The 26,553-nt window shown below is 59.8% G+C and carries 23 protein-coding genes and 1 pseudogene; 14 read left to right on the plus strand and 10 right to left on the minus strand.

Annotated features, from left to right (window positions below; all coding sequences use genetic code 11):
• Positions 1-9: 9 nt before the first annotated feature.
• Genes sdhA through sdhC form a run of 3 tightly spaced genes read right to left on the minus strand, consistent with a single transcriptional unit; the run spans position 10 to position 2,522 of the window.
• Positions 10-1,782, minus strand: coding sequence for a succinate dehydrogenase flavoprotein subunit (sdhA, locus tag JFT85_RS07090; RefSeq protein WP_053255229.1), 1,773 nt, complete (start codon positions 1,780-1,782; stop codon positions 10-12).
• 3 nt (positions 1,783-1,785) lie between these two features.
• Positions 1,786-2,154, minus strand: coding sequence for a succinate dehydrogenase, hydrophobic membrane anchor protein (gene sdhD, locus JFT85_RS07095; RefSeq protein ID WP_003172805.1), 369 nt, complete (start codon positions 2,152-2,154; stop codon positions 1,786-1,788).
• Positions 2,148-2,522, minus strand: coding sequence for a succinate dehydrogenase, cytochrome b556 subunit (sdhC, locus tag JFT85_RS07100; protein ID WP_003172804.1), 375 nt, complete (start codon positions 2,520-2,522; stop codon positions 2,148-2,150). Before sdhC ends, sdhD begins: the two co-directional genes overlap by 7 nt.
• Before the next feature lie 364 nt (positions 2,523-2,886).
• On the opposite strand from sdhC, the gene gltA reads away from it, so the two are divergent.
• A complete protein-coding gene (gene gltA, locus JFT85_RS07105) occupies positions 2,887-4,176 on the plus strand; it encodes a citrate synthase (protein WP_014717728.1) in 1,290 nt (429 codons plus the stop codon).
• Positions 4,177-4,514: 338 nt separating this feature from the next.
• Here gltA and JFT85_RS07110 read toward each other — a convergent pair whose 3' ends face one another.
• From JFT85_RS07110 to JFT85_RS07120, 3 genes are all read right to left on the minus strand, one after another.
• Positions 4,515-6,173, minus strand: a complete 1,659-nt coding sequence (locus JFT85_RS07110; protein ID WP_053255228.1) for a cation acetate symporter — start codon at positions 6,171-6,173, stop codon at positions 4,515-4,517.
• Entirely contained in the window at positions 6,170-6,481 is a 312-nt protein-coding gene (locus tag JFT85_RS07115) for a DUF485 domain-containing protein (RefSeq protein ID WP_073636912.1), read from the minus strand. The genes JFT85_RS07110 and JFT85_RS07115 overlap by 4 nt, the downstream gene beginning before the upstream one ends.
• Positions 6,482-6,699: 218 nt before the next feature.
• On the minus strand, positions 6,700-7,551 hold the full coding sequence (locus JFT85_RS07120) for a glycine betaine ABC transporter substrate-binding protein (protein WP_024074296.1): 852 nt from the start codon (positions 7,549-7,551) through the stop codon (positions 6,700-6,702).
• 332 nt (positions 7,552-7,883) lie between these two features.
• On the opposite strand from JFT85_RS07120, the gene JFT85_RS07125 reads away from it, so the two are divergent.
• Entirely contained in the window at positions 7,884-9,437 is a 1,554-nt protein-coding gene (locus JFT85_RS07125; protein WP_069551664.1) for a glycoside hydrolase family 17 protein, read from the plus strand.
• A gap of 112 nt (positions 9,438-9,549) precedes the next feature.
• On the opposite strand, the gene JFT85_RS07130 is transcribed toward JFT85_RS07125, so the two are convergent.
• Positions 9,550-9,918, minus strand: a complete 369-nt coding sequence (locus JFT85_RS07130) for a hypothetical protein (protein ID WP_053255226.1) — start codon at positions 9,916-9,918, stop codon at positions 9,550-9,552.
• Between the two features lie 236 nt (positions 9,919-10,154).
• Between JFT85_RS07130 and JFT85_RS07135 the strand changes: the two genes are divergently transcribed.
• Both JFT85_RS07135 and JFT85_RS07140 read left to right on the plus strand, forming a co-directional pair.
• Positions 10,155-11,453 (plus strand): serine/threonine protein kinase, encoded by a 1,299-nt coding sequence (locus JFT85_RS07135; protein ID WP_053255225.1) that lies wholly within the window; start codon positions 10,155-10,157, stop codon positions 11,451-11,453.
• The gene (locus JFT85_RS07140) at positions 11,446-12,234 is read left to right on the plus strand and encodes an MlaA family lipoprotein (RefSeq protein ID WP_053255224.1); all 789 of its coding nucleotides are present in this window, start codon (positions 11,446-11,448) and stop codon (positions 12,232-12,234) included. Before JFT85_RS07135 ends, JFT85_RS07140 begins: the two co-directional genes overlap by 8 nt.
• 36 nt (positions 12,235-12,270) lie before the next feature.
• Here JFT85_RS07140 and JFT85_RS07145 read toward each other — a convergent pair whose 3' ends face one another.
• Positions 12,271-14,262: an FUSC family protein gene (locus tag JFT85_RS07145; RefSeq protein ID WP_201229579.1), complete on the minus strand. Its 1,992-nt coding sequence runs from the start codon at positions 14,260-14,262 to the stop codon at positions 12,271-12,273.
• Positions 14,263-14,779: 517 nt separating this feature from the next.
• Between JFT85_RS07145 and JFT85_RS07150 the strand changes: the two genes are divergently transcribed.
• Entirely contained in the window at positions 14,780-15,658 is an 879-nt protein-coding gene (locus JFT85_RS07150; RefSeq protein ID WP_162232019.1) for a hypothetical protein, read from the plus strand.
• A 59-nt stretch (positions 15,659-15,717) separates the two neighbouring features.
• Here the strand turns inward: JFT85_RS07150 and JFT85_RS07155 are convergent.
• Positions 15,718-15,903, minus strand: a pseudogene (locus JFT85_RS07155) (efflux transporter outer membrane subunit); the annotation flags it as partial.
• Positions 15,904-16,039: 136 nt separating this feature from the next.
• Between JFT85_RS07155 and JFT85_RS07160 the strand changes: the two are divergent.
• Positions 16,040-16,645: a TetR/AcrR family transcriptional regulator gene (locus JFT85_RS07160; RefSeq protein ID WP_078827935.1), complete on the plus strand. Its 606-nt coding sequence runs from the start codon at positions 16,040-16,042 to the stop codon at positions 16,643-16,645.
• A gap of 210 nt (positions 16,646-16,855) precedes the next feature.
• Positions 16,856-17,314 (plus strand): REP-associated tyrosine transposase, encoded by a 459-nt coding sequence (locus JFT85_RS07165; protein ID WP_078827934.1) that lies wholly within the window; start codon positions 16,856-16,858, stop codon positions 17,312-17,314.
• A gap of 126 nt (positions 17,315-17,440) precedes the next feature.
• Here the strand turns inward: JFT85_RS07165 and JFT85_RS07170 are convergent, their stop codons facing one another.
• A complete protein-coding gene (locus JFT85_RS07170) occupies positions 17,441-17,881 on the minus strand; it encodes a GlcG/HbpS family heme-binding protein (protein WP_069551619.1) in 441 nt (146 codons plus the stop codon).
• A gap of 257 nt (positions 17,882-18,138) precedes the next feature.
• Between JFT85_RS07170 and gcl the strand changes: the two genes are divergently transcribed.
• The 7 genes from gcl to JFT85_RS07205 all read left to right on the plus strand — a co-directional run bounded on the left by gcl (position 18,139) and on the right by JFT85_RS07205 (position 26,505).
• Positions 18,139-19,914 (plus strand): glyoxylate carboligase, encoded by a 1,776-nt coding sequence (gcl, locus tag JFT85_RS07175; protein ID WP_073636916.1) that lies wholly within the window; start codon positions 18,139-18,141, stop codon positions 19,912-19,914.
• 10 nt (positions 19,915-19,924) lie between these two features.
• The gene (gene hyi / locus JFT85_RS07180) at positions 19,925-20,707 is read left to right on the plus strand and encodes a hydroxypyruvate isomerase (RefSeq protein ID WP_073636918.1); all 783 of its coding nucleotides are present in this window, start codon (positions 19,925-19,927) and stop codon (positions 20,705-20,707) included.
• Positions 20,708-20,879: 172 nt separating this feature from the next.
• A complete protein-coding gene (locus JFT85_RS07185) occupies positions 20,880-21,770 on the plus strand; it encodes a 2-hydroxy-3-oxopropionate reductase (RefSeq protein WP_053255216.1) in 891 nt (296 codons plus the stop codon).
• A gap of 189 nt (positions 21,771-21,959) precedes the next feature.
• The gene (locus JFT85_RS07190; RefSeq protein WP_053255215.1) at positions 21,960-23,240 is read left to right on the plus strand and encodes a glycerate kinase type-2 family protein; all 1,281 of its coding nucleotides are present in this window, start codon (positions 21,960-21,962) and stop codon (positions 23,238-23,240) included.
• Positions 23,230-24,645, plus strand: coding sequence for a pyruvate kinase (gene pyk, locus JFT85_RS07195; RefSeq protein WP_053255214.1), 1,416 nt, complete (start codon positions 23,230-23,232; stop codon positions 24,643-24,645). The genes JFT85_RS07190 and pyk overlap by 11 nt, the downstream gene beginning before the upstream one ends.
• 131 nt (positions 24,646-24,776) lie before the next feature.
• Complete coding sequence (locus tag JFT85_RS07200; protein ID WP_069552278.1) at positions 24,777-25,649, plus strand: urea transporter; 873 nt, start codon at positions 24,777-24,779, stop codon at positions 25,647-25,649.
• 31 nt (positions 25,650-25,680) lie between these two features.
• Positions 25,681-26,505: an ion transporter gene (locus JFT85_RS07205; RefSeq protein WP_201229581.1), complete on the plus strand. Its 825-nt coding sequence runs from the start codon at positions 25,681-25,683 to the stop codon at positions 26,503-26,505.
• The last annotated feature ends 48 nt before the right edge of the window (positions 26,506-26,553 follow it).

Genomic DNA, 26,553 nt, shown 5'->3' on the forward strand with positions numbered 1-26,553 from the left:
CAGCCACCCTTAGTAAGTCCGAATCTTCGGTTCAAAGGTCGGAACTGTCTTCGGCGAGAAGTTCACGGCACGTTTGGTTACGCGCTTGTCACCCGGGAAGTACAGGGTGTGGCACAACCAGTTTTCGTCGTCGCGATCTTCAAAGTCTTCACGCGCGTGAGCACCACGGGATTCTTTACGAACCTCGGCGGCGATCGCAGTCGCTTCAGCCACTTCCAACAGGTTTTGCAGCTCAAGGGCTTCGATACGAGCGGTGTTGAACGCCTGGCTCTTATCGTTGATCTTGACGTTGGCGATACGCTTGCGCAGATCGGCCAACTGGGCGATACCCTTCTGCATGTATTCGCCAGTACGGAATACACCGAAGTAGTTCTGCATGCAGTTTTGCAGCTCGCGACGCAGGGTAGCGACGTCTTCGCCATCGGTACGCTCGTTCAGAGCGTTCAGGCGCGCCAGGGCGGCCTCGATATTGGCGTCGGTAGCGTCATCGTATTCGATGCCGTCGGTCAGGGCTTTTTCCAGGTGCAGGCCGGCCGCGCGGCCGAACACCACCAGGTCGAGCAGCGAGTTGCCGCCCAGACGGTTGGCACCGTGAACCGATACGCAAGCCACTTCGCCTACCGCGAACAGGCCATGAATGATCTCGTCCACGCCTTCAGCGTTCTGAGTGATCGCCTGGCCATGAATGTTGGTCGGAACACCGCCCATCATATAGTGGCAAGTCGGAACAACCGGAACCGGAGCAACCACCGGGTCAACATGAGCAAAAGTCTTGGACAGCTCACAGATACCTGGCAGGCGGCTGTGCAGTACTTCTTCGCCGAGGTGATCGAGCTTCAGCAGTACGTGGTCGCCATTCGGGCCACAGCCATTGCCGGCGATGATTTCTTTAACCATCGAACGAGCAACAACGTCACGACCGGCAAGGTCTTTCGCGTTCGGCGCATAACGCTCCATGAAACGCTCGCCGTGCTTGTTGATCAGGTAACCACCTTCACCACGGCAACCTTCGGTAACCAGTACGCCCGCGCCGGCGATACCGGTCGGGTGGAACTGCCACATTTCGATGTCTTGTACCGGCACGCCCGCACGCAGTGCCATGCCGACGCCGTCACCGGTGTTGATCAGGGCATTGGTGGTCGAAGCGTAGATACGACCTGCACCGCCAGTCGCCAGAACAGTAGCCTTGGCGCGGATGTAGGTGGTTTCACCGGTTTCGATGCAGATGGCGATCACGCCGACGAATGCGCCGTCAGCGTTCTTCACCAGATCCACGGCGTAGTATTCGTTCAGGAACGTGGTGCCGGCTTTCAGGTTGCCCTGATAAAGCGTGTGCAGCAGCGCGTGACCGGTACGGTCGGACGCGGCGCAGGTACGGGCAGCCTGGCCGCCTTTACCGTAATCCTTCGACTGGCCGCCGAATGGACGCTGGTAGATACGACCTTGCTCGGTACGCGAGAACGGCAGACCCATGTGGTCCAGCTCGAACACGGCAGCCGGGCCTTCCTGACACATGTATTCGATAGCGTCCTGGTCACCGATGTAGTCGGAACCCTTGACGGTATCGTACATGTGCCAGCGCCAGTCATCGTTCGGATCGGCAGAGGCGATGGCGCAGGTGATGCCACCCTGGGCCGAAACGGTGTGCGAACGCGTCGGGAACACCTTGGTGATCACGGCAGTCTTGTGACCACCCTGAGCCAGCTGGAGCGCTGCGCGCATGCCAGCACCGCCGCCACCAATGATGATGGCGTCGAAGGAAATAGTTGGAATGTTAGCCATGACTCAGATACCCCAAAGAATCTGCACACCCCAGACGAAGTAAGCGAACATCGCGACGCCGCATACTGCCTGGAAGAGGAAACGTACTGCAGTCGCGGACTTGCCCAGCGCCATCGGCGTCAGGTAGTCAGTCGCGATGGTCCACATGCCGACCCAGGCGTGAGCGCCCAGGGCTACAAGTGCCAGCAGACTGAAGATTCGCATCGCATTGTGGGAAAACAGGCCGTGCCATTGCTCATAGCCAATGCCCGGGTTTGCGACGAGGTATCCGATCAGGAAAATGAAATAAGCCGCGAGAACGACCGCAGACACACGCTGCGCCATCCAGTCATAGAGGCCTGAACGCGATAGGTTCGTAACGCTGGTTACCATATCCAAACTCCTGCCAGAACGATCAGCACCACGGAAATGGCGATGATGATTTTCGAGCCCAGGCGGCCGCCTTCCAGCGTCTCACCGATGCCCATATCCATGATCAAGTGGCGCACGCCGGCTACCAGATGATAAAGCAGAGCGGACAGGAGGCCCCATGCTACGAACTTGGCCAGCGGGCTGGTCAAGCATGCCTTCACCTCGGCGTATCCTTCCTCGGAACCCAGGGATTTGCTCAATGCATAAAGCATGATGCCCAAGCCCAGGAACAGGATGATGCCGGAAACACGGTGCAGGAACGACGTAACGCCGGTGATGGGGAGTTTGATGGTCCTTAGGTCTAGGTTTACAGGTCGTTGGCTATTCACGGCTTTTTTTCACACTGAAGAGCCCCTAACAATCAGGGCAAAGTTGTTGGGGAGTGCACTGGTCAGGTAAGCACCACCCAGGGAGTGCGACCCCCAATAAAAGCAAGCCCAAAAGCCCTTGGCGGTCGGTGGCCGAGTATAGACAGTTAGGCTACTAATGACAACGCGCACACCTCACCCTAATAGCTGATTGCGCTGGCGGGATAAAAGGCGTAAATGGCAGTCAATTTCGACGAAAAAGTACGGTTAAAGCCTTCTGGAGCAAGACTTTAGGCAAATTGACATCTGAATTTATCTCACTATAGTGGTGCGGGCCCTGCGTGGGGGGTCTGTCTGATGATTTGAAGCATAAATAGGAGGCCACATGGCTGACAAAAAAGCGCAGTTGATCATCGAGGGCGCAGCCCCCGTCGAGCTGCCCATTTTAACCGGCACCGTTGGTCCCGATGTTATCGACGTACGGGGCCTGACGGCCACGGGCCGTTTCACTTTCGACCCAGGCTTCATGTCGACCGCCTCTTGCGAGTCGAAGATCACCTATATCGACGGCGACAATGGCATTCTGCTGCACCGGGGCTACCCGATCGAGCAACTGGCTGAGAAGTCGGACTACCTGGAAACCTGCTACCTGCTGCTAAATGGCGAACTGCCAACAGCCGAGCAAAAAGCCCAGTTCGTCAGCACCGTGAAGAACCACACCATGGTTCACGAGCAGTTGAAGACCTTCTTCAACGGCTTCCGTCGCGACGCCCACCCGATGGCCGTCATGTGCGGCGTGGTCGGCGCCCTGTCGGCCTTCTATCACGACTCCCTGGACATCAATAACCCGCAGCATCGCGAAATTTCCGCGATCCGTCTGGTTGCCAAGATGCCGACCCTGGCCGCAATGGTTTACAAGTACTCCATGGGCCAGCCCATGATGTACCCGCGCAACGACCTGACGTACGCGGAAAACTTCCTGCACATGATGTTCAACACCCCGTGCGAGATCAAACCGATCAGCCCGGTGCTGGCCAAGGCAATGGACCGGATCTTCATCCTCCACGCCGACCACGAGCAGAACGCCTCCACCTCTACCGTACGTCTGGCCGGCTCTTCGGGTGCCAACCCGTTCGCCTGTATCGCCGCCGGTATCGCTGCACTGTGGGGCCCTGCCCACGGCGGTGCGAACGAAGCCGTATTGACCATGCTCGATGAAATCGGCGATGTCTCGAACATCGACACGTTCATCGCCAAGGCCAAGGACAAGAACGATCCGTTCAAGCTGATGGGCTTCGGTCACCGCGTCTACAAGAACCGCGACCCACGCGCCACCGTAATGAAGCAGACCTGCGACGAAGTGTTGAAGGAACTGGGCATCAAGAACGATCCGCAACTCGAACTGGCCATGCGCCTGGAAGAGATCGCCCTGACCGACCCGTACTTCATCGAACGCTCGCTGTACCCGAACGTCGACTTCTACTCGGGGATCATCCTCAAGGCGATCGGCATTCCAACCAGCATGTTCACCGTGATCTTCGCCCTGGCGCGGACCGTGGGCTGGATCTCCCACTGGAAAGAAATGCTCTCCAGCCCGTACAAGATTGGCCGTCCGCGCCAGCTGTACACCGGCTACGAGTCGCGTGACATCACCAAGCTGGAAGATCGCAAGTAAGCCGTCAGCCGCTTAGTTGCACCGAATAAGGCCTCCTCTGGAGGCCTTATTTGTTTGCGGCAGACGATAACCCGCTACACGCCCGCTGTGGTGGCCTGCGGGCCCGTTGTGGCGAGCAGGCTTGCCCCGTGCTCGGCTGCAGAGCAGCGCCACTGGCGGCCTCAACACAGCGTCCTGTGCCCAGACGCCAGCCTTGATCACTTGCCGACGCTCACCCAGCGAAAGCCGCTTTTATTGATGCGGAATTTAAGAAACAGTTTTGTCGTATCCAGCACCAATAAAAGCCAAAAAAAACCCCGATCTCACGACCGGGGTATTTTTTTGTAACCGTTACACCCTTAGTGGTTAACCGCCCCACTCGCCCCCAGACCCGTTTGCGAACGCACAAACTGCGGGAAGTACAGCGCACGCTCCTTCTCTGCCGCCGCCGACTTGTCGGTGATGGAGAAGAACCAGATACCGATGAACGCAATGATCATCGAGAACAGCGCCGGGTATTCGTACGGGAAGATGGCTTTTTCGTGGTGCAGGATCGAGACCCAGATGGTCGGGCCAAGGATCATCAGGCCTACGGCACTGATCAAGCCCAGCCAGCCGCCAATCATCGCGCCACGGGTGGTGAGGTTTTTCCAGTACATGGAAAGCAGCAGCACCGGGAAGTTACAGCTGGCAGCAATGGAGAACGCCAGGCCAACCATGAACGCAATGTTCTGGCTTTCGAACAGGATACCCAGGCCGATGGCCAGCACCGCCAGGGCGATGGTGGTGATCTTCGACACGCGAATCTCGTCCTTTTCGTTGGCCTTGCCTTTCTTGATCACGCTGGCATACAGGTCATGGGACACCGCCGAAGCACCCGCCAGGGTCAAGCCAGCAACCACCGCCAGGATGGTGGCAAACGCCACGGCCGAGATGAAGCCCAGGAAGATACTGCCGCCCACCGCGTTGGCCAGGTGCACCGCCGCCATGTTGTTACCGCCCAGCAAGGCGCCTGCCGCATCCTTGAACGCCGGGTTGGTGCTGACCAGCAGGATCGCGCCGAAGCCGATGATAAAGGTCAGGATGTAGAAGTAGCCGATGAAGCCGGTGGCATACAGCACGCTCTTACGCGCTTCTTTAGCATCGCTTACGGTGAAGAAGCGCATCAGGATGTGCGGCAGGCCGGCGGTGCCGAACATCAGCGCCAGGCCCAGGGAGAATGCAGAGATCGGGTCTTTCACCAGGCCGCCAGGGCTCATGATCGCTTCACCTTTAGGGTGAACCTTGATCGCCTCGGAAAACAGCATGTTGAAGTCGAAGTTGACGTGCTTCATCACCATCAGCGCCATGAACGAGGCACCGGACAGCAGCAGGACCGCCTTGATGATCTGTACCCACGTGGTCGCCAGCATGCCGCCGAACAGCACGTACATGCACATCAGGATGCCTACCAGGATCACCGCCACATGGTAATCCAGGCCGAACAGCAACTGGATCAGCTTGCCCGCGCCAACCATCTGCGCGATCAGGTAGAACGCCACCACCACCAGCGAGCCACAGGCCGACAGGCTGCGGATCTGGGTTTGCCCCAGGCGATAGGACGCTACGTCAGCAAAGGTGTACTTGCCCAGGTTACGCAGGCGCTCGGCGATCAGGAACAGAATGATCGGCCAGCCCACCAGGAAGCCGATCGAATAGATCAGGCCGTCGTAGCCAGAGGTGAATACCAGCGCGGAAATCCCCAGGAAGGACGCCGCCGACATGTAGTCGCCAGCAATCGCCAGGCCGTTCTGGAAACCGGTGATCTTGCCGCCGGCCGCGTAGTAGTCGGCCGCCGATTTGTTGCGCTTGGACGCCCAGTAGGTGATGCACAACGTCGCGCCGACGAAGGCCACGAACATCAGGATTGCTGCAACGTTCAGCGGTTGTTTGTGCACTTCACCGGTCAATGCGTCCGCCGCCCAAACGGCAGGCGCGAAGACCGAAGCACCGAGTACAGCCAATAGACGACGGATCATTGCGCAGCCTCCTTGAGAATCGCATTGTTCAGGTCGTCAAATTCGCCGTTGGCGCGTCGTACGTAAATCGCAGTCAGGACAAAAGCCGAAATTATCAGCCCGACCCCAATCGGGATTCCCCAGGTGATGGAAGAACCGGGGCTGAGCTTGGCCCCCAGTATTTGCGGCCCGTAGGCAATCAGAAGAATGAAACCGGAGTACAGCCCGAGCATGATCGCCGAGAGAATCCAGGCGAACCTTTCCCTTTTTCTCACCAGCTCCTTGAAACGCGGGCTGTTTTGAATCGAGAGGTAAATGCTGTCGTTCATTGTTTTTATCCTCGCAGCACAGCTTTTTTATTATTGGAACGTATCCACTCTATGCGGCTGCAGAACAGGTTCCAGACGACCTTAGTATTAGAACGACATGAGTGATCGCGCCAACTTTGAACTGATTAAAGTGACAGCTTTTCTCCCGAAAACGACAAAGCCCGCCTGACGAAAACGCCAGGCGGGCTTCAAAGGTGCTATTTAGACGCTTCGAGGCGTTATTTACCGATCCACTCGGCGACACGCTCTGGGTGCTTGGCAACCCAATCCTTGGCCGCCGCATCAGGTTTGGCGCCCTCTTGAATCGCGAGCATGACCTCGCCGATTTCATCCTTGGAGGCCCACTGGAATTTCTTCAGGAAGGCCGCGACTTCCGGCGCTTTCTTCTCCAGGCCCTTGCTGCCGATGCTGTTGACGGTTTCCGCAGCACCATAAATCCCTTTTGGATCGTCCAGGAAACGCAGTTTCCACTTGGCGAACATCCAGTGTGGTACCCAACCGGTCACCGCAATGGATTCCTGCTTGTCTTCGGCACGGGTCAGCTCGGCGATCATCGCAGCGCCCGAACTGGCTTGCAGTTTGTAGTCCAGGCCATAGGCCTTGATGGCTTCATCGGTCTTGAGCATGACGCCTGAACCGGCATCAATACCGACGATCTTGTTCTTGAAGGTGGTATCGGTCTTGAGGTCTTCGATGGACTTGGCCTTGACGTACTCCGGCACGATCAAGCCAATTTTTGCATCCTTGAAGTTAGGGCCGTAGTCGACCACCTTGTCCTTGTTCTTGGCCCAGTATTCACCGTGGGTCACGGGCAGCCAGGCGGAAAGCATGGCGTCGAGTTTGCCGGTGGCCACGCCCTGCCACATGATCCCGGTGGCAACCGCCTGCAGTTTCACGTCATAACCGAGCTTTTCCTTGATCACCTCTGCCGCCACGTGAGTGGTGGCAACGCTGTCGGACCAGCCGTCTACATAGCCGATGCTCAGGGTTTTGCTGTCGGCGCTGGCCAGTGTGGAGCCCATCGCAACTACCAGAGTGGCAGCTGCGCCCAAGAGTCGTCGCATCTTCATCGTACTTCCCCGAAAGTGCTGCGCCCGACGGATGCCGAGCGACGTCAACCTGTTGTTATGTGGTGCACCGCGCCCCCTTCACGCGCATCGATCCGGCGGCTCAGACATCAGTGGAGTGCTGACACTTCGATCATCAACCTGCCGGGGTCTTGAACCTGCTCTGGCTGCGACCTCAGGTAAGCAAGAAACGACATCACATCGCCAGCAGCACGATTTGTAGAATATGGCGCCAAAATCCCGCCCGAACTTTGCATGTCTAAATTATGCCGCCCCACTGGAACGGGCCAAATCCGGGTAAGATGCGCGCCTTTGCTCCCCCAGATAAGCCGACCATGCCTGCGACTGCCCGCTTCCCTGCCCTGCCCTATATTTTCGCCTTGATCCTCGGCGTGTTTGCCCTTGTCGGCTATTGGTACGGCCTCGGCCGTCCGGTGGTGTTGCCGGACGTGGCCAGCGCCAGCCACAAAATGCAATGTGCGTCCTATACACCCTTCGACAAAGACCAATCACCGTTCGACCAGCCGTTCAAGCTGCGTCCCGAGCGCATGGACGCCGACCTGGCCTTGCTGGCCACCCGTTTCGAGTGCATTCGCACCTACTCCATGACCGGTTTGGAAGCCCTGCCGGGCATGGCGCGCGAGCATGGGTTGAAGTTAATGGCCGGTGCCTGGGTCAGCAGTGACCCGGTTGCCACCGAAAAAGAAATCGACGAGTTGATCGCGGCGGCCAACGCCAACCCTGACGTGGTCACCGCGGTCATCGTCGGCAACGAAGCCCTGCTGCGCAAGGAAGTCACCGCCAAGCAACTGGTGACGCTGATCCACAAAGTCAAAAGTCAGATCAAACAGCCGGTCACCTATGCCGATGTCTGGGAGTTCTGGCTGCAACACCCGGAAATCGCCCCGGCCGTGGATTTCCTGACCATTCACCTGCTGCCGTACTGGGAGGATGACCCGTCCGGCATCGACCAGGCGCTCAAGCACGTGGGGGATGTACGCCAGACCTTCGGCAACAAGTTCGCGCCCAAAGACGTGCTGATCGGCGAGACCGGCTGGCCCAGCGAAGGTCGCCAGCGCGAAACCGCGGTGCCGAGCCGGGTCAACGAAGCCAAATTCATGCGTGGTTTTGTCGCCATGGCCGAGGCCAACGGTTGGCGCTACAACCTGATCGAAGCCTTTGACCAGCCGTGGAAGCGCGCCAGTGAAGGGGCGGTCGGCGGCTATTGGGGACTGTTTGATGCTGATCGCCAGGACAAGGGCATCCTCGCCGGGCCGGTGAGCAATGTGCCGTACTGGCCGCTGTGGCTGGGCGTGGGCGGGATTATCCTGCTGGGCACCTTGGCCCTCGGCGGCCGCGTTCGCAGCACGCGCGCAGCGCTCATGCTGCCACTGCTCGGAGCGGTCGCCGCCTGCTCAATCGGCACCTGGGCCGAACTGACCCGCGTAACCGCACGCTTCAACGATGAATGGGTGTGGGCAGGCTTGCTGGTCGTGCTGAACCTGCTGGTGCTGGCCCATGCTGCGCTGGCCCTGAGTGCGCGGGAAGGTTGGCGCGAACGGGCATTCAACTGGCTGGAGCAACGCGCGGGCTGGCTGGTGGCAATCGCCGGCTTTGCCGGCGCGGTGATGATGCTCGCGCTGGTGTTTGACCCGCGCTATCGCAGCTTCCCGAGTGCGGCACTGGTGTTGCCGGCCCTGGTGTATCTGGTTCGCCCGGTCACCGGGCCACGCCGGGAGATCGCGCTGCTGGCCTTCATTATCGGTGCCGGCATTGCGCCGCAGCTCTATCGCGAAGGGCTGCTGAACCAGCAGGCGTGGGGTTGGGCGGTGGTCAGCGTGATGATGGTTGGAGCGTTGTGGCGTTGCCTGCGGGTGCGTAGGGCTTAAGACCGCTATCGCAGCGTTGCGACGATTCGACAAGCCAGCGCCCACATTTGACCGAGTGCATCCCTGGAATGCGCTCTAATGTGGGAGCTGGCTTGCCTGCGATGAGGCCCTGTCAGGCAACGCGAGGTTTCCTGACCAACCGCAACCCGGCAATCACCACCGCAAACACCGCAAACGTGGTGTTGTACAACGCCAACGCCGGCAAGCCGAACATCATTGCCAACACTGCCAACCCCCACCCTGCTCGACCCGGCACGAAAAACGCCAGCACCGACGTGATCAACGCCGCCCAGCCCAGCACCTTGAAGTGAATCATCAACCCCAGGTTCGAACGCAACTGGCATTCCCAGCGACTGGCCTCATCAACGCAGATACCCACCCACTGGCCATCCTCCATAAAACCGTAGCGTGCGCCATAACTGGCAGCCAACCATAACGGCAGGGCAATAAGCAGCAGGATCAGTGGCAAACGACGGGACATGGGGTACTCCGATAGGCAAAAACGGCGCTCAGCTTAATGCGCCGGCAGCCGTTAGCAAGGCGCATACACACAATTAGTGTCCATCAATGCATGGCAACGTGTATCTTCTGGCTGCTATTACCCTGATTCCGACGTTTTTTTCCGACATTTCGTGCCGAAGGCTGGCACTTCGGTGGCAACGCGGTGGTCATAGCCTGCGAACTTCATTCAGCACGTTTCCTCTTAGGGATTAAGTCATGCTCCGTTCCTTGCGCTGCGCTGCCTTACTCGGCAGCCTTTTTTTGAGTGCGTCAGCACTGGCCGTCGACATCGACCAGGCCAGCTATGGCTTCCCTTTGACGAACCCGTTCGAAGCGACCATTGCCACCACCCCGCCTGACCTTCGGCCCAAATTGCCGTCCAACGACGAGATCAACCAGTCGGATTACACCCTGAACATGCGCCCCGAGCGCGAGTTCAGCCTGCCGGACAATTTCTGGGCGGTGAAGAAACTCACCTACCGCATCGCCAAACAAGACCGTGCCGCGCCGTTGATCTTCCTGATCGCGGGCACCGGTGCGCGATTTGACAGCAGCATCAACGAATACCTGAAAAAGCTGTATTACCAGGCTGGTTACCACGTAGTGCAGTTGTCGTCGCCCACCAGCTTCGACTTCATCAGTGCCGCCTCGCGCTTCGCCACTCCGGGTATCACCCAGGAAGACGCCGAAGACATGTACCGCGTGATGCAAGCCGTGCGCGCGCAGAACGCCTCGCTGCCGGTCACCGACTTCTACCTCACCGGCTACAGCCTGGGCGCCCTGGATGCTGCGTTTGTCAGCAAGCTGGACGAGACCCGCCGCAGCTTCAACTTCAAGAAAGTGCTGCTGCTCAACCCGCCGGTCAACCTCTACACCTCGATCACCAACCTCGACAAGCTGGTACAGACCGAGGTCAAGGGCATCAACAACACCACCACCTTCTATGAGCTGGTACTGGCCAAGCTGACCCGCTACTTCCAGCAAAAAGGCTACATCGACCTTAATGACGCCCTGCTCTACGACTTCCAGAACTCCAAGCAGCACCTGACCAACGAACAGATGGCGATGCTGATCGGCACCTCGTTCCGTTTCTCGGCGGCCGACATTGCGTTTACCTCGGACCTGATCAACCGCCGTGGCCTGATCATTCCGCCCAAATACCCGATCACCGAAGGCACCAGCCTCACGCCGTTCCTCAAGCGTGCGCTGCAGTGCGACTTTGACTGCTACCTCACCGAACAAGTGATCCCGATGTGGCGCGCGCGCTCCGATGGCGGCAGCCTGCTGCAACTGGTCGACCAGGTCAGCCTCTATGCGCTTAAAGACTACCTGCACAACAGCCCGAAAATCGCGGTGATGCACAATGCCGACGACGTGATTCTCGGCCCTGGCGACCTCGGTTTCCTGCGTAAAACCTTCGGCGATCGCTTGACCGTCTACCCGTTGGGCGGCCACTGCGGCAACCTCAATTACCGCGTCAACGCCGACGCCATGCTGGAGTTCTTCCGTGGCTAAATATCTTCTGCTGCTCGCCGCCCTGATGTGCGCGGGCGTCGCCAATGCCGACAACAGCAAGGCCCACGAACCGGTCAAGGTTGACGCCGACGGCTTCAAGGAGCCGCTGACCAAGCTCAAGTTCAACCCGGGCCTGGACCAGCGCGAGTTCGAGCGTTCGTCGCTCACCGCGCTCAATGTCTACGACCCGTTGGAGTCGTGGAACCGCCGCGTGTACCACTTCAACTACCGCTTCGACCAATGGGTATTCCTGCCGGTGGTCAATGGCTACACCTACGTCACCCCAAGTTTCCTGCGTACCGGCGTGAGCAATTTCTTCAACAACCTGGGCGACGTGCCCAACCTGTTGAACAGCCTGCTGCAACTCAAGGGCCACCGCTCCCTGGAAACCACCGGGCGTCTGCTGCTCAACACCACCATCGGCGTCGCCGGCCTGTGGGACCCGGCTACCGCCATGGGCCTGCCACGCCAGAGCGAAGACTTCGGCCAGACCCTGGGCTTCTACGGCGTGCCCGGCGGCGCGTACCTGGTACTGCCGATCTTCGGCCCCTCGAACCTGCGCGACACCACCGGCCTGATCGTCGACTACAGCGCAGAAACCGAGGTCAACTTCCTCAACGTGTCCAAGGTCAGCGAAAACCACCCGGAAATCTGGGCCCTGCGCGCCGTCGACAAGCGCTACCAGACCAGCTTCCGCTACGGTCAAATGAACTCGCCGTTCGAGTATGAAAAGGTGCGCTACATCTACACCGAATCGCGCAAGTTGCAGATCGCCGAGTAACACTCGTTGCAGGAGCTGGCTTGCCAGCTCCTGCAATCAGACACCCCGCTGACACCACGTCTGCCAGGTAAACCGCAACTGCAGCAGTGCCGCCCTGGCCATTTGCCGATCCTGCTCCGCCAACACCGACGACCGCTCAAGCACGTCCAACAGCGCAGTGCTTGGCGCATCCAGCAGCGCTGCCTGATCCACGCCAGGCCCACCCTGCTTGAGCACAACCGCCCACTGCCGCAGATAATCATCGCGCACACTGGCCAACGCGCCTTGGCTGCTCGATAAACTTGCGCGCAACTCCAGCAACTCATCGCCCAAGTCCAGCCCCAGCAGGCCGTTATCCCAATGGGTACGACGCTCGGCAGGCAACGTGTCGCTATAACGCGACAACCGAATCAGGCGGTCCGCCATACGCCCGCCAAACCAGCTTTCGGCCTGCTCCAAGGGGCGCGACGTCAACTGCGCCAGGTCAAACAATGAGGCCGTGAACATCCGCCGATAATGGCGCTCACCCGGGTTGAGCGGGATCAGGCGAAACACCACCACGGCAATACCGACACCCACCAGCGTGGCGATAGCTTTGTTGAGGAAGGCGGCGATGTCGTACGTCATCAGGTTGCTCGGCCCGACGTTATTGACGAAGAAGATGCAGAACGCCGAAGCGCTGGCCGCCAGGTTTGCCCGGCTCATGCACAGCGAGGCAAAAAATAGCGGTACGCCCAAGGCCATGCACAGCAACGGGAAACCATCAAACCCAGGCAGCAAAGCAAACCGTACACACCCGGCCACCGGAATCGACAGCGCGATGCCTTTGAGAAAATTCAGGCTTGAGGCGGAGGGATTTTCCCGCGCAGCAAACAGGCTCAATACCACACCGCTGATCGACACCGCGCCCAGCCCCGAAGGCCATGCGGTAAACATCCAGAATGCCGCAACGGCCAGGAAGGCTAATGCACTGCGCACTCCACCGAGTACACCCTGCTCGATATCCCGATGCCAGGACAGTGCCCCCGGTGCACCCGGTGGCACCCTGCCCGTCTCGACAGCCGCCAGGGTCAGCGCCCCCACGTTCACCAACCGCAGGACCTGGGCCAATTGCATCAGGCAAAAGTTCGCCTCGGGGCTCAGACGTGGATCGGCAAGCGCCAAAGTAAGGCGACGTGAGAGCTCAGGCAGCGCCTCGTGCCGCTCTTGTCGCAAGGTGGCGGCCACGTCTTCCACCCATGTCGTAACAAAGGACGCGTCGTCCAGCATCATCCGTTGCCGCGCCACACCCCGTGCCGCACGTAACAACCCAAGCACATCCCGACTGAGCACCCGCAACGCCTGAGAGCGCCGCCGTCCCTTGGGGCCTTCAAACCAGGCATGGTCGCGCTGGGCGTCCACCGCGACCAAGCGGCCCAACGCCTCCAGCAAGCCCTTGCGCTGATCCGTTCCCTGCAGCTCCGAGGCCGCGGCGCGCATTCCCGCCTGCCAGGCGGCGCGCCCTTGAACCGCCAGGGTCTGCTCAACCCGGCGCGGCCATAAAATCGTGCTGGCGATAGACGCGCAGAGAATCCCCAGGCTGATTTCCTGACAGCGCGCCACTGCCTCATCGAACACGCCCAGCGGCGCGGCGGTCGCCGGCAAGGCAATAATCGCCGTGGTGTAGCCCGCCAGCACAAACCCATAGGCGGCGTGATTGCGCAGCAGCGACGCCCCCGTCGTACACAACGCCAGCCATAACGCCATGCACAGCAGGAACAGCAACGGCGCCTGGCCGCAAACCCCGATCATCACGAGCGAAGCCACGGCGCCGACAAACGTGCCCAGCAACCGATAGGCGCCCTTGGCCAGGACCATGCCGCTGGTCGATTGGCCAACGATAAACACCGTGGTCAACGCCCATTGCGGCTGCTGCAGGTCGAAGCAAAAGGCCAGATACAACGCGACCCCGCCGGCGATGATGTTGCGCGACGCAAACAGCAGATCGACCCGCGAGGGCACCAGGGTGGCTTGCCAGAAATCCGGGAGTTGAAACGTGAAAGGCTTCATTCAGCGAACACATAGATAGCTAGCTAATGATTAGCATCGTATCTATATTCACGCACATTGCCAATCGCACGTTGCTGGGCGTTTGATTTTGATTTCGAACACGACCACTCGTCGTATCCTCCAGGCGTCGGCCGACGGCGCTGCCTGATCGTAAGGCTTCGACGGCAGGAAAGCTGCCATCAAAAACCCTGTAAAAGCCATCACTTAGCCATACCCCGTAATCAACGGTGATGGCCGTCAAAAAACAGCCTCTAAAGGCTGACTCCTAAACGCTATAACTGTTCGGGCCAAGCAAGCGAATTGGTTGAGTGTGTTCATTGCCAATACCCGGCATTAAACCTATAACTCCCCTACCTCTTTTTCAGGGGCAATACCTCGAATAACCGAGGCACTAAAACATTGATTTAAACAACCAAGCCGGTTTCACCCGTGGTGAACTTTTGCGACCCTGACGGACCGCCGTCCGTGATTGAATCGCGCCAACAGTTAGTGACTGCTTTCATAAGGAAATGACCAAATGAAAACACTTAGTGCAATGCCCGCCCACGTCAAAGACGTCCGCTTATTCTCCGAACAGCTGCAAGAAGCGCATAGCTTCTTTGGTGATACAGCCCTCAAGGACATTCAACTTAAGGACGCCGACAACCCCTACGCCGATACCGACGGGCTCATTGAGTTCATTATCGGCAACGAGTTGATCGAAGATCCGGAGGTCATGAAAAAGATCAGCGAGCTGAAAAAATACTTGATCGGCATGACCTCTGTCGTCACCAATTATGTTCAGCGCAAAGCCGAAGCCGAGGGGGAGCAGTACAAAACCGACGTAGCGCTCTGGAGCCTGGCGCTGTCAAAACTCCCGCTGATGGGCCCGAGCAAAATCGATGAGCAATCCTATTCGCGGCATATCCGTGGGGTCAGCATTGCCGCCGACTTCGTCAACTTCATATTGGATATCGTCGCCTCACAAGGCACCAGTGCCCTGAAGAGTTTTGAGAAGTTTATGGCCAAGCAGGGAGACGCCTTGCGTTTCGGCGTCGAAAACAACAAAGATTTCTATAAAACCATTACCGTGGGTGTTTCCGTCGAAGTGTTCAAAGTCGGCGCCAATATCGTCTATATTCCAAAAATCAAACAGTACCGTGTCAACTTTGATAGAAACAACTCGAAATTTTCATCCGCCTGCGCCAGCGCCGAGTTTGTCGACATCAACTTCTCTTACAAATACGGTGCCAACGTCTTTGACTACGAGGCCCTTGAAGACCCTGCGGTTAAAAAAGACTTCGATGAGTTTCTGCGTAAACAACGCAAATCCCAAATTGAAGAAGCATCAACGTTCTTCGATGATGATTTCCCGGTAAAAAAACCAACCTCTACACTTGCCAGTAAAGCTGGCTAGTTACGGTGCAACACCGCCACGGCCAATGAAGGCAAGACTTTCATTGGCCGTCTTATTCATTACTGCACAGCTTGCCATCCCCCGCCCAGGCTCTGGATCAACGCCACACTCCCCTGACTCAACTGCCCTTGGGTATCGCGCCAATTCTGCTCTGCCTGCAACAACACCCGCTGTTGGGTCAGCACTGTCTCCCGGCTGACCGTCCCCGCACGCAACTGCGCCTCCTGACGCCCAAACAGCGGCTGAAATACGTTCAGCATCAACACAGACAAAGTCAGCTGCAACCCCCAATGTACAAGGGTGCGGCGAGATTCTTGAGCGCTGCGCAAGGCCGGTGCTAACATGCCCGACCGCCTGTCTTGGCAAGGATATTCCTGGTTTATGAGCACCATTCGCGAGCGCAATAAAGAACTGATCCTGCGGGCGGCCAGCGAGGAGTTTGCCGACAAGGGCTTCGCCGCGACCAAAACCAGCGATATCGCCGCCAAAGCCGGGCTGCCCAAGCCCAACGTCTATTACTACTTCAAGTCCAAGGACAACCTCTACCGCGAGGTGCTCGAAAGCATTATCGAACCGATCCTGGCCGCGTCCACCCCATTCAATCCGCAGGGCGAACCTTCGGTGGTGTTGAGCAACTACATCCGCTCGAAAATCCGCATCTCCCGCGACCTGCCGTTTGCCTCCAAGGTATTCGCCAGCGAAATCATGCACGGCGCGCCGCACCTCACCGCCGACCAGGTCGAACAGCTCAACGCCCAGGCCAAGCACAATATCGACTGCATCCAAAGCTGGGTGGATCGCGGCTTGATCGCGCCCATTGACCCCAATCACTTGATGTTCAGCATCTGGGCGGCGACGCAGACGTATGCGGATTTTGATTGGCAAATTTCCGCGGTGACCGGGAAAGCCAAGCTGGATGACGCCGACTACGAGTCGGCGGCGCAGACGATTATTCGCTTGGTGCTGAAGGGGTGTGAGCCGGATTGAGACACCGAGGTGCTAGTGCCATTCGCGAGCAAGCCCGCTCCCACATTTGATCTGCGCCAGACATAATTTGTCGGAACGCCACAAATCCCCTGTGGGAGCGGGCTTGCTCGCGAAAGCGCCCTCCCAGACACATTCTGCCAAAAGCCTGACGATCAGCACCGGCCGCCGAGATCTAGCCTCTCAGAAACCTACCTGAAGAGAGGCCAAGGAATGCCTGATTTAGCTACTTCACATCGCCTGCGCATCGGGCGGTTCAGCGAACCGAACCGTATCTACCTGATCACTACCAACACCCACGAACGCATACCGATATTCAATGACTTTCATCTGGGTCGCTTGGTGGTCTGGCAATTCAGGCTCGCTCAATACCAAAGGCTGGCAAACTCCCTGGCATGGGTGGTGATGCCTGACCACTTTCACTGGTTGATTGAACTGCAGAAGGGCTCATTGGGAGACCTAATGTGCCAGGTGAAATCCAAAAGCACTCGAACCGTGAATGGCGCTACGGGCCGCAAGGGTCGGCTATGGCAAACCAGTTTTCATGACAGAGCGCTGCGCAAAGACGATGACTTGGTGAAGATGGCTCGGTATGTCGTGGCTAATCCGTTAAGAGCGGGATTGGTGGAGCGGATTGGCGACTATCCGCTGTGGGATGCGGTTTGGGTTTAGGTCCGGGACCGAGTTGCCCCTTTCGCGAGCAAGCCCGCTCCCACATTTGACTGCATTCCAAGGCTTGAACTCAGTCAAATGTGGGAGCGGGCTTGCTCGCGAAGAGGCCCGCCCAGTCACCTCACATCAAGCCGAAACCCCCGCATCCGCCAACAACCCCACCCCCTCAATTGCCGTAATCGCGCATTGCTCGTCAATATCCGAGGTGTCCCCGCTGATCCCGATCGCGCCGAGCACCACACCCTTCTGATCACGAATCAACACCCCGCCCGGCGCAGGCACCACGCTGCCCTGCCCCAGGCTGTTCAACGCCGCGATAAAGGCCGGGCGTTGCTGCGCGTCCAACGCCAGCAAACGCGAGCCCTTGCCCAGGGCGATCGCGCCCCAGGCCTTGCCAATCGCGATTTGCGGGCGCAGCAGGCTGGCGCCGTCTTCGCGCTGCAGGGTGACCAAGTGGCCGCCACTGTCGAGCACCGCAATGGTGAGCGGCGCGGCGGAAATGGTGCGGCCTGCGGTGATGGCCTGACCGGCCAGGTTGACTGCGAGTTTCAAGGTTAAAGCGCTCATAGCTGCCGTCCTTATCTTGTTATGGGTAAAGCGGTGGAGGTCTGATTGATCAGAAGCTCGATCAAACAAATAGAACACAATGACATTTGTTTTTGTATACAATATTTTCGCACAAAGGCCCCATACGTCGAAAAAAGCCGTTCCGACGAACGCAAAGATCAATGAATGAAATGGATTGACCTGCGCCGCTCGCCGTGAATACACTTTGGACAGACACCACTTGTATACAATTACAAAACGCAAGAGGCACCAAAACCATGAGCAAAATGAGAGCAATCGAAGCCGCAGTCCTCGTGATGCGCCGTGAAGGGGTCGACACCGCCTTCGGTATCCCGGGCGCCGCGATCAACCCGCTGTATTCGGCCTTGCAGAAGGTCGGTGGCATCGATCACGTCCTTGCTCGCCACGTTGAAGGCGCCTCGCACATGGCCGAGGGCTACACCCGCACCAAGGCCGGCAACATCGGCGTGTGCATCGGTACGTCGGGCCCGGCGGGCACCGACATGGTCACCGGCCTGTACAGCGCCTCGGCCGACTCGATCCCGATTCTCTGCATTACCGGCCAAGCCCCGCGTGCACGCATGCACAAGGAAGATTTCCAGGCGGTCGATATCACCAGCATCGTCAAGCCAGTGACCAAGTGGGCGACCACCGTCCTCGAACCCGGCCAGGTGCCCTACGCGTTCCAGAAAGCTTTCTATGAAATGCGCTCCGGCCGCCCCGGCCCGGTGCTGATCGACCTGCCGTTTGACGTGCAGATGGCCGAGATTGAATTCGACATCGACGCCTACCAGCCACTGCCGCTCGCCAAACCGCTGGCCACGCGCATCCAGGTCGAAAAAGCCCTGGCGCTGCTCGACCAGGCCGAGCGCCCGTTGCTGGTGAGCGGCGGCGGCGTGATCAACGCCGACGCCAGCGAACTGCTGGTGGAGTTCGCCGAGCTGACCGGCATCCCGGTGATCCCGACCTTGATGGGCTGGGGCACGATCCCGGACGACCACCCGCTGATGGTGGGCATGGTCGGCCTGCAAACCTCGCACCGTTATGGCAACGCGACGATGCTCAAATCGGACGTGGTGCTGGGCATCGGTAACCGCTGGGCCAACCGCCACACCGGTTCGGTGGAGGTGTACACCGAAGGGCGCAAATTCATTCACGTGGACATCGAGCCGACGCAAATCGGCCGCGTGTTCACGCCGGACCTGGGCATCGTCTCCGACGCCGGTTCCGCACTGACGATGTTCATTGAAGTGGCCCGCGAGTGGAAAGCCGCCGGCAAGCTCAAGGACCGCAGTGCCTGGCTGCATGACTGCCAGCAGCGCAAGGCCACCCTGCACCGCAAAACCCACTTCGACAACGTGCCGGTCAAGCCGCAACGGGTGTACGAAGAGATGAACCAGGTGTTCGGCAAAGACACCTGCTACGTCAGCACCATCGGGCTGTCGCAGATTGCCGGCGCGCAATTCCTGCACGTCTACAAGCCGCGCCACTGGATCAACTGTGGCCAGGCCGGCCCGCTCGGCTGGACCATTCCCGCAGCCCTCGGTGTGGTCAAGGCTGACCCGAGCCGCAAGGTGGTGGCGTTGTCCGGCGACTATGACTTCCAGTTCATGATCGAAGAACTGGCCGTGGGCGCGCAGTTCAAACTGCCCTACATCCACGTGGTGGTGAACAACTCCTACCTGGGTTTGATCCGTCAGGCCCAACGCGGGTTTGAAATGGATTACTGCGTGCAGTTGTCCTTCGACAACCTCAACGCCCCGGAACTCAACGGGTATGGCGTAGACCACGTCGCCGTCGCCGAAGGCCTGGGGTGCAAGGCCCTGCGGGTGTTCGAGCCGGGCCAGATCCAGCCGGCCTTGCGCAAGGCCCAGGAAATGATCGAGGAATTCCAGGTTCCGGTGATCGTTGAGATTATTCTGGAGCGCGTGACCAATATTTCCATGGGCACCGAGATCAACGCCGTCAACGAATTCGAAGATCTGGCACTGGTCGGCAACGATGCGCCGACTGCCATTTCCCTGCTCGACTAAGGAGAACCCTATGCCGCGTTTTGCCGCCAACCTGTCCATGCTGTTTACCGAACAGGATTTTCTTGCCCGTTTCAAAGCGGCTGCCGATGCTGGCTTTCAAGGTGTCGAGTACCTGTTCCCGTACGAATTCAGCTCCGCCGAGATCAAGGCGCAGCTTGACGCCAACGGCCTGACCCAAGTGCTGTTCAACCTGCCGGCCGGTGACTGGGCCAAGGGCGAACGCGGCCTGGCGTGCCACCCGGACCGCGTCGAAGAATTCCGTGCCGGGGTCAAGCTCGCCATCGCCTACGCCCAGGTGCTCGGCAACACGCAGATCAACTGCCTGGCGGGCATCCGTCCGCAAGGCGTTGACGACGAGACCCTGGAAAAAACCTTTGTCGCCAACCTCAAGTACGCGGCCGACAAGCTGCAAGCGGTGGGCATCAAGCTGGTGATGGAGGCGATCAACACCCGCGACATCCCGGGCTTCTACCTGAACAACACGGCACAGGCCCTGTCGATTCGCGAGCAGGTGGGCAGCGCCAACCTGTTCCTGCAATACGACATCTACCACATGCAAATCATGGAAGGTGATTTGGCCCGGACCATGGCTGCGCACCTGGGTGAAATCAACCACATCCAGCTGGCAGACAACCCGGGGCGCAACGAACCGGGGACCGGTGAGATCAACTACCGCTTCCTGTTCGAGCATTTGGACCGCATCGGTTACACCGGTTGGGTCGGCTGTGAATACAAGCCGTTGACCACCACCGAAGCGGGATTGGGCTGGCTCAAGACCCACAACGCCATCTAACAGACGCACCACCGAACGGTGCGGGTGCTGGCTTGCCGGCGATGCTGACACTGCGGTGCCCCCGGCATAACCCGTGGATGCCATCGCAGGCGAGCCAGCTCCCACCGCAGAGCTTCGGTGTTTGGCAGACCCGAGACAGGCCTGCCCACCTAATAACAAGAGGATTTTGATCATGGCTAAAATCGGCTTTATCGGCACCGGCATCATGGGCCAACCCATGGCCGCCAACCTGCAGAAAGCAGGTCACCAATTGTTCCTGTCCGAACACCACGGCAAGGCCCCGCAAGCGCTGATCGACGCCGGCGCCGTGGCCCTGACCAACCCGCAGCAAGTGGCGCAGGAAGCCGAATTCATCATCGTGATGGTGCCCGACACCCCACAGGTCGATGACGTGCTGTTCCGCACCGACGGTGTTGCCGCCGGGTTGTCGCCGAACAAGGTGGTAATCGACATGAGTTCGATCTCCCCCACCGCCACCAAGGCCTTCGCCGCCAAGATCAACCAGACCGGCGCGCACTACCTCGATGCACCGGTGTCCGGCGGTGAAGTCGGCGCCAAGGGCGGCACCTTGAGCATCATGGTCGGTGGCGAGCCGCAGACGTTTGAACGCGCCCTGCCGCTGTTCCAGAGCATGGGCAAGAACATCACGCTGGTCGGTGGCAATGGCGATGGCCAGACCGCCAAAGTGGCCAACCAGATCATCGTCGCACTGAACATCCAGGCCGTGGCCGAAGCACTGCTGTTCGCCTCGAAAAACGGTGCCGACCCGGCCAAGGTGCGCGAAGCGCTGATGGGCGGCTTCGCTTCCTCGAAGATCCTTGAAGTGCACGGCGAGCGGATGATCAAGGGCACCTTCGATCCGGGCTTTCGCATCAACCTGCACCAGAAGGATCTGAACCTGGCGTTGGCCGGTGCCAAAGAGCTGGGGATCAACCTGCCGAACACCGCCGGTACGCAGCAGGTGTTCAGTACGTGCACGGCGATTGGCGGCGGCAATTGGGACCACTCCGCGCTGATCAAGGGCCTGGAGCATATGGCCAACTTTTCGATTCGCGATCAATAAGCCACACCGCTCCCACCTTTGAAATGCGGTCGAATGTGGGAGCGGGCTTGCTCGCGAAAGCGGTAGGTCAGTCAGCATGGATATTGAATGAAAGACTGCATTCGCGAGCAAGCCCGCTCCCACCTTTGATTGCATTCCAAGTCTGAAATTGATCCATCTCTAATAACAAAAATCCCCGGGAGCCCGCTTATGTCGGTCGATCCGCAACACCTGCTTCGCGAGCTGTTTGCCACAGCCATCGACGCCGCCCACCCCCGGCATGTCCTTGAACCTTATCTGCCCGCTGACCGCACCGGCCGTGTGATCGTGATCGGCGCCGGCAAAGCCGCAGCCGCCATGGCACTCGTCGTCGAGAACGGCTGGCAAGGCGAAGTCACCGGCCTGGTGGTCACCCGCTACGGCCACGGCGCGCCGTGCAAAAAAATCGAAGTGGTCGAGGCCGCTCACCCGGTGCCGGATGCCGCCGGCCTGGCGGTGGCCACGCGTGTGCTGGAACTGATCAGCCACCTGGGTGAAGACGACCGGGTGATTTTCCTGCTGTCCGGCGGTGGCTCGGCCTTGCTGGCGCTGCCCGCCGAAGGCATCACCCTGGCCGACAAGCAAGCCATCAACAAAGCGCTGCTTAAATCCGGCGCGACCATTGGCGAGATGAATTGCGTGCGCAAACACCTCTCGGCCATCAAGGGCGGCCGATTGGCCAAAGCCGCATGGCCCGCGACGGTGTACACCTACGCAATTTCCGACGTGCCGGGCGACCAGGCCACCGTCATCGCCTCCGGCCCCACCGTCGGCGACCCGAGCACGTCGCAACAAGCCCTGGCAATTCTCAAGCGCTACGGGATCGACGCGCCCGCCTCAGTGCGCAGCTGGTTGCAGAGCCCAGCCTCGGAAACCGTCAAACCCGGCGACCCGGTGCTGGCCCGCAGTCACTTCCAGTTGATCGCCCGCCCGCAGCAATCCCTGGAAGCGGTGGCGGTGAAAGTACGCCAGGCCGGGTTCAGCCCGCTGATCCTCGGCGACCTCGAAGGCGAAGCGCGGGACGTGGCCAAGGTACACGCCGGCATTGCCCGGCAGATCGTGCTGCATGGCCAGCCATTGGCGGCGCCGTGCGTGATTCTGTCCGGCGGTGAAACCACCGTCACCGTGCGCGGCAACGGCCGTGGCGGGCGCAACGCCGAATTCCTGCTGAGCCTGACCGACAGCCTGAAAGGCCTGCCCGGCGTGTACGCCCTGGCCGGGGACACCGACGGCATTGACGGTTCGGAAGACAACGCCGGGGCGATCATGACCCCGACCAGCTACGCCCGCGCCGAGGCCTTGGGCTTGTCGGCCAGCGACGAGCTGGATAACAACAATGGCTACGGCTATTTCGCCGCGCTCGACGGTTTGATCGTTACCGAGCCGACCCGCACCAACGTCAATGACTTCCGCGCCATCCTGATTCTTGAGACTGCCCACCATGACGCCTGACAAGAAGGTCAAAATCCTCGCCACCCTCGGCCCCGCCACCGACGGCATCGATGACATCCGCGAACTGGTGCAAGCCGGGGTGAATATCTTCCGCCTCAACTTCAGCCACGGCGACCATGCCGATCACGCCCAGCGCTACCAGTGGATTCGCCAAGTGGAGCGCCAGCTGAATTACCCGCTGGGCATCCTGATGGACCTGCAAGGGCCGAAGCTGCGGGTCGGGCAGTTTGCCGAGGGCAAGGTGCAACTGGTGCGCGGCCAGGCCCTGCGCCTGGACCTGGACCCGACACCGGGCGATCAGTGCCGGGTCAACCTGCCGCACCCGGAAATCATCGCCGCGCTGGAGCCGGGCATGGACCTGCTGTTGGACGACGGCAAGTTGCGCCTGCGGGTCATCACCAAACACGCCGGGGCCATCGACACCACCGTGCTGAATGGCGGCGAACTGTCCGACCGCAAAGGCGTGAATGTCCCACAAGCCCTGTTGGAACTCAGCCCATTGACCGCCAAAGACCGCCGCGACCTGAGCTTCGGCCTGGAGCTGGGTGTGGACTGGGTGGCGCTGTCATTCGTACAACGCCCGGAAGATATCCGCGAGGCCCGCGAGCTGATCGGTGACAAGGCGTTTCTGATGGCCAAAATCGAAAAACCCTCAGCCGTGCAGCGCTTGCAGGCAATCGCCGAACTGAGCGATGCAATCATGGTGGCCAGAGGCGACCTGGGTGTTGAAGTGCCCGCCGAAAGCGTGCCGCAAATCCAGAAAGACATCATCAGCACCTGCCGCCAATTGGGCAAACCGGTGGTCGTGGCCACGCAGATGCTCGAATCCATGCGGTTTTCTCCAGCACCGACCCGCGCCGAAGTGACGGATGTGGCCAATGCCGTGGCCGAAGGCGCGGACGCGGTGATGCTGTCGGCGGAAACCGCCTCGGGCGAATACCCGCTGGAAGCCGTGCAGATGATGAGCAAGATCATCCGCCAGGTGGAAAACGGCCCGGATTACCAAACGCAACTGGACGTGAGCCGGCCCAAGGCCGACGCCACGGTGTCGGACGCGATCAGCTGCGCGATCCGGCGTATCAGCAGCATCCTGCCGGTGGCGGTGCTGGTGAACTACAGCGAGTCCGGCAGCTCCAGCCTGCGCGCGGCGCGGGAGCGCCCGGTGGCCCCGATCCTCAACCTTACGCCGAACCTGTCCACCGCCCGGCGTTTGAGCCTGGCGTGGGGCGTGCATTCGGTGGTCAATGATCGGCTGCGCCAGGTGGATGAGGTGTGTTCCACCGCGCTGGAGATTGCCCAGGCACAGGGTATGGCGCAGCGTGGGGACACGTTGGTGATTACCGCGGGGGTGCCGTTCGGGCAGCCGGGGTCGACCAACTCGCTACGGATAGAGACGTTGATCTAGCGCCTGTAAGGGCCCCTTCGCGAGCAAGCCCGCTCCCACATTTTGATCACTGTTCGACATGACAACTCGGTCGAATGTGGGAGCGGGCTTGCTCGCGAAGGGGGCAACTCGGTCCCTCAGACTCACTCACCATGCCCAACCAACCCTGCCCCGACTGGGCTGAAGCCCTGCTCAATGGCTTCAGCCAGATCTTCCTGCAGCGCCAGCCGCTGTGCGGCCTGCTGTGCCTGCTGGCCATCCTGATCGGCGCCCCGACCTTGCTCGGCGGGGCACTGTTGGGTGGCGTGGCCGGGTTGCTCACGGCCCAGCGCCGGGGCTATCCCAAGGCGGAACGTCAGGCCGGCCTTTATAGTTATAACGGTGTGCTGCTGGGCTTGTTGATCAGCCAGCATTTCGCTTGGTCGGCCTTATTGCCGCCGTTGATCCTGGCGTGCGGCGGCCTGAGTGCGATGCTCACGCGGCAATGGTTGAAACATGCCCGCCAGCCGGATGACTTGTCTGCGTACACCGCGCCCTTTGTCGGCCTGGGTTGGCTGCTGATCGGCAGCGCGCCTCAACCTACGTTCGCCCTGGTTGCGCCCGACGTTCTGTCTGTGGTCAGCGCGCCCTTTACCGGCCTTGCGCAAGTCATGCTGCTGGACCAACCACTGGCGGGAGTCTTGATTGCCGTCGGCCTGGTGTTGGCCAACCGTCGCGCCGCCCTGTGGGCCTTGATTGGCGCCACCGCCGGCGTGCTGGTCGCTTTACTGCTCGATGAACCCGCCAGCGCCCTCCTCGGCCTGCACAGCTACAACCCGGCCCTGGCAGCACTGGCCTTGAGCCAATCTCGCCGCCAGCCGTGGCTGCCACTGTTGGGTATCCTGCTGGCGATCATCCTCACGCCGGGGTTTGCCGCCTTGCACCTGCCTGCGCTGACTGCGCCGTTTATCCTCGCCTGCTGGCTGGTGCGCGCCACGCAGCGGATGTTCAAAGCCCGCGTGGACAGCCCGTTCGAATCCCCCTAGGCTTGCTCGATATTCGATTCAGGCGGGTTTTATGGACAGCAACAGCGACTGGCGTCAGCGCCTCTATGTCATGGTATTCCAGAGCGACACCGCAGCCGGGCGGCGCTTTGACGGCATCCTGCTACTGATCATTCTTGCCAGCATTGTGATCGTGATGCTCGACAGCATCGACGAAATCCACCAGAACTATGCCAATGTGCTGGCCTACATCGAATGGGGCTTCACCGTTATCTTCGCCATTGAGTACGGCTTGCGGCTGTACTGCTCGCCCAAACCGTTGCGCTATGCCTTCAGCTTTTATGGCTTGGTGGACTTGCTGGCCATCGTGCCGGGCATCCTCGCGCTGTATTACAGCGACGCCCAATACCTGCTGATCATCCGCATCATTCGGATGCTGCGGATTTTCCGCGTGCTCAAGCTCAGCCCCTACCTCAAGCAAGCCAACTACCTGATGGCGGCGCTGCGCGGCAGCAAACAGAAGATCGTGGTGTTCCTGGTCAGCGTGTGCACCCTGGTGACGGTATTCGGCACCCTGATGTATGTGATTGAAGGCCCGGAACACGGGTTCACCAGCATTCCCAAGGGCATCTATTGGGCGATCGTGACCCTCACCACCGTAGGCTTTGGCGACATCGTGCCGAAGACCCCGCTGGGCCAGGTGATTTCGTCGCTGGTGATGATCACCGGTTACTCGATCATCGCCGTGCCCACCGGGATTTTCACCGCCGAGCTGGCCAGTGCAATGCGCGGTGAACAACTGCAACACGCCTGCCCGGTGTGCAAGAAAGACAGCCACGAACCCAACGCGGCGTTTTGCTCGCGCTGCGGCAGTAACCTGTTTCATAAAGTGGAATAAGCAAAGTTCGTTTTAATCTTTAAACGTCTATGCAAGCCCGGCTATAGT

Origin of the sequence: Pseudomonas sp. TH04 (genome assembly GCF_016651355.1) — a bacterium.
Taxonomy (GTDB): Bacteria; Pseudomonadota; Gammaproteobacteria; order Pseudomonadales; family Pseudomonadaceae; genus Aquipseudomonas; species Aquipseudomonas fluorescens.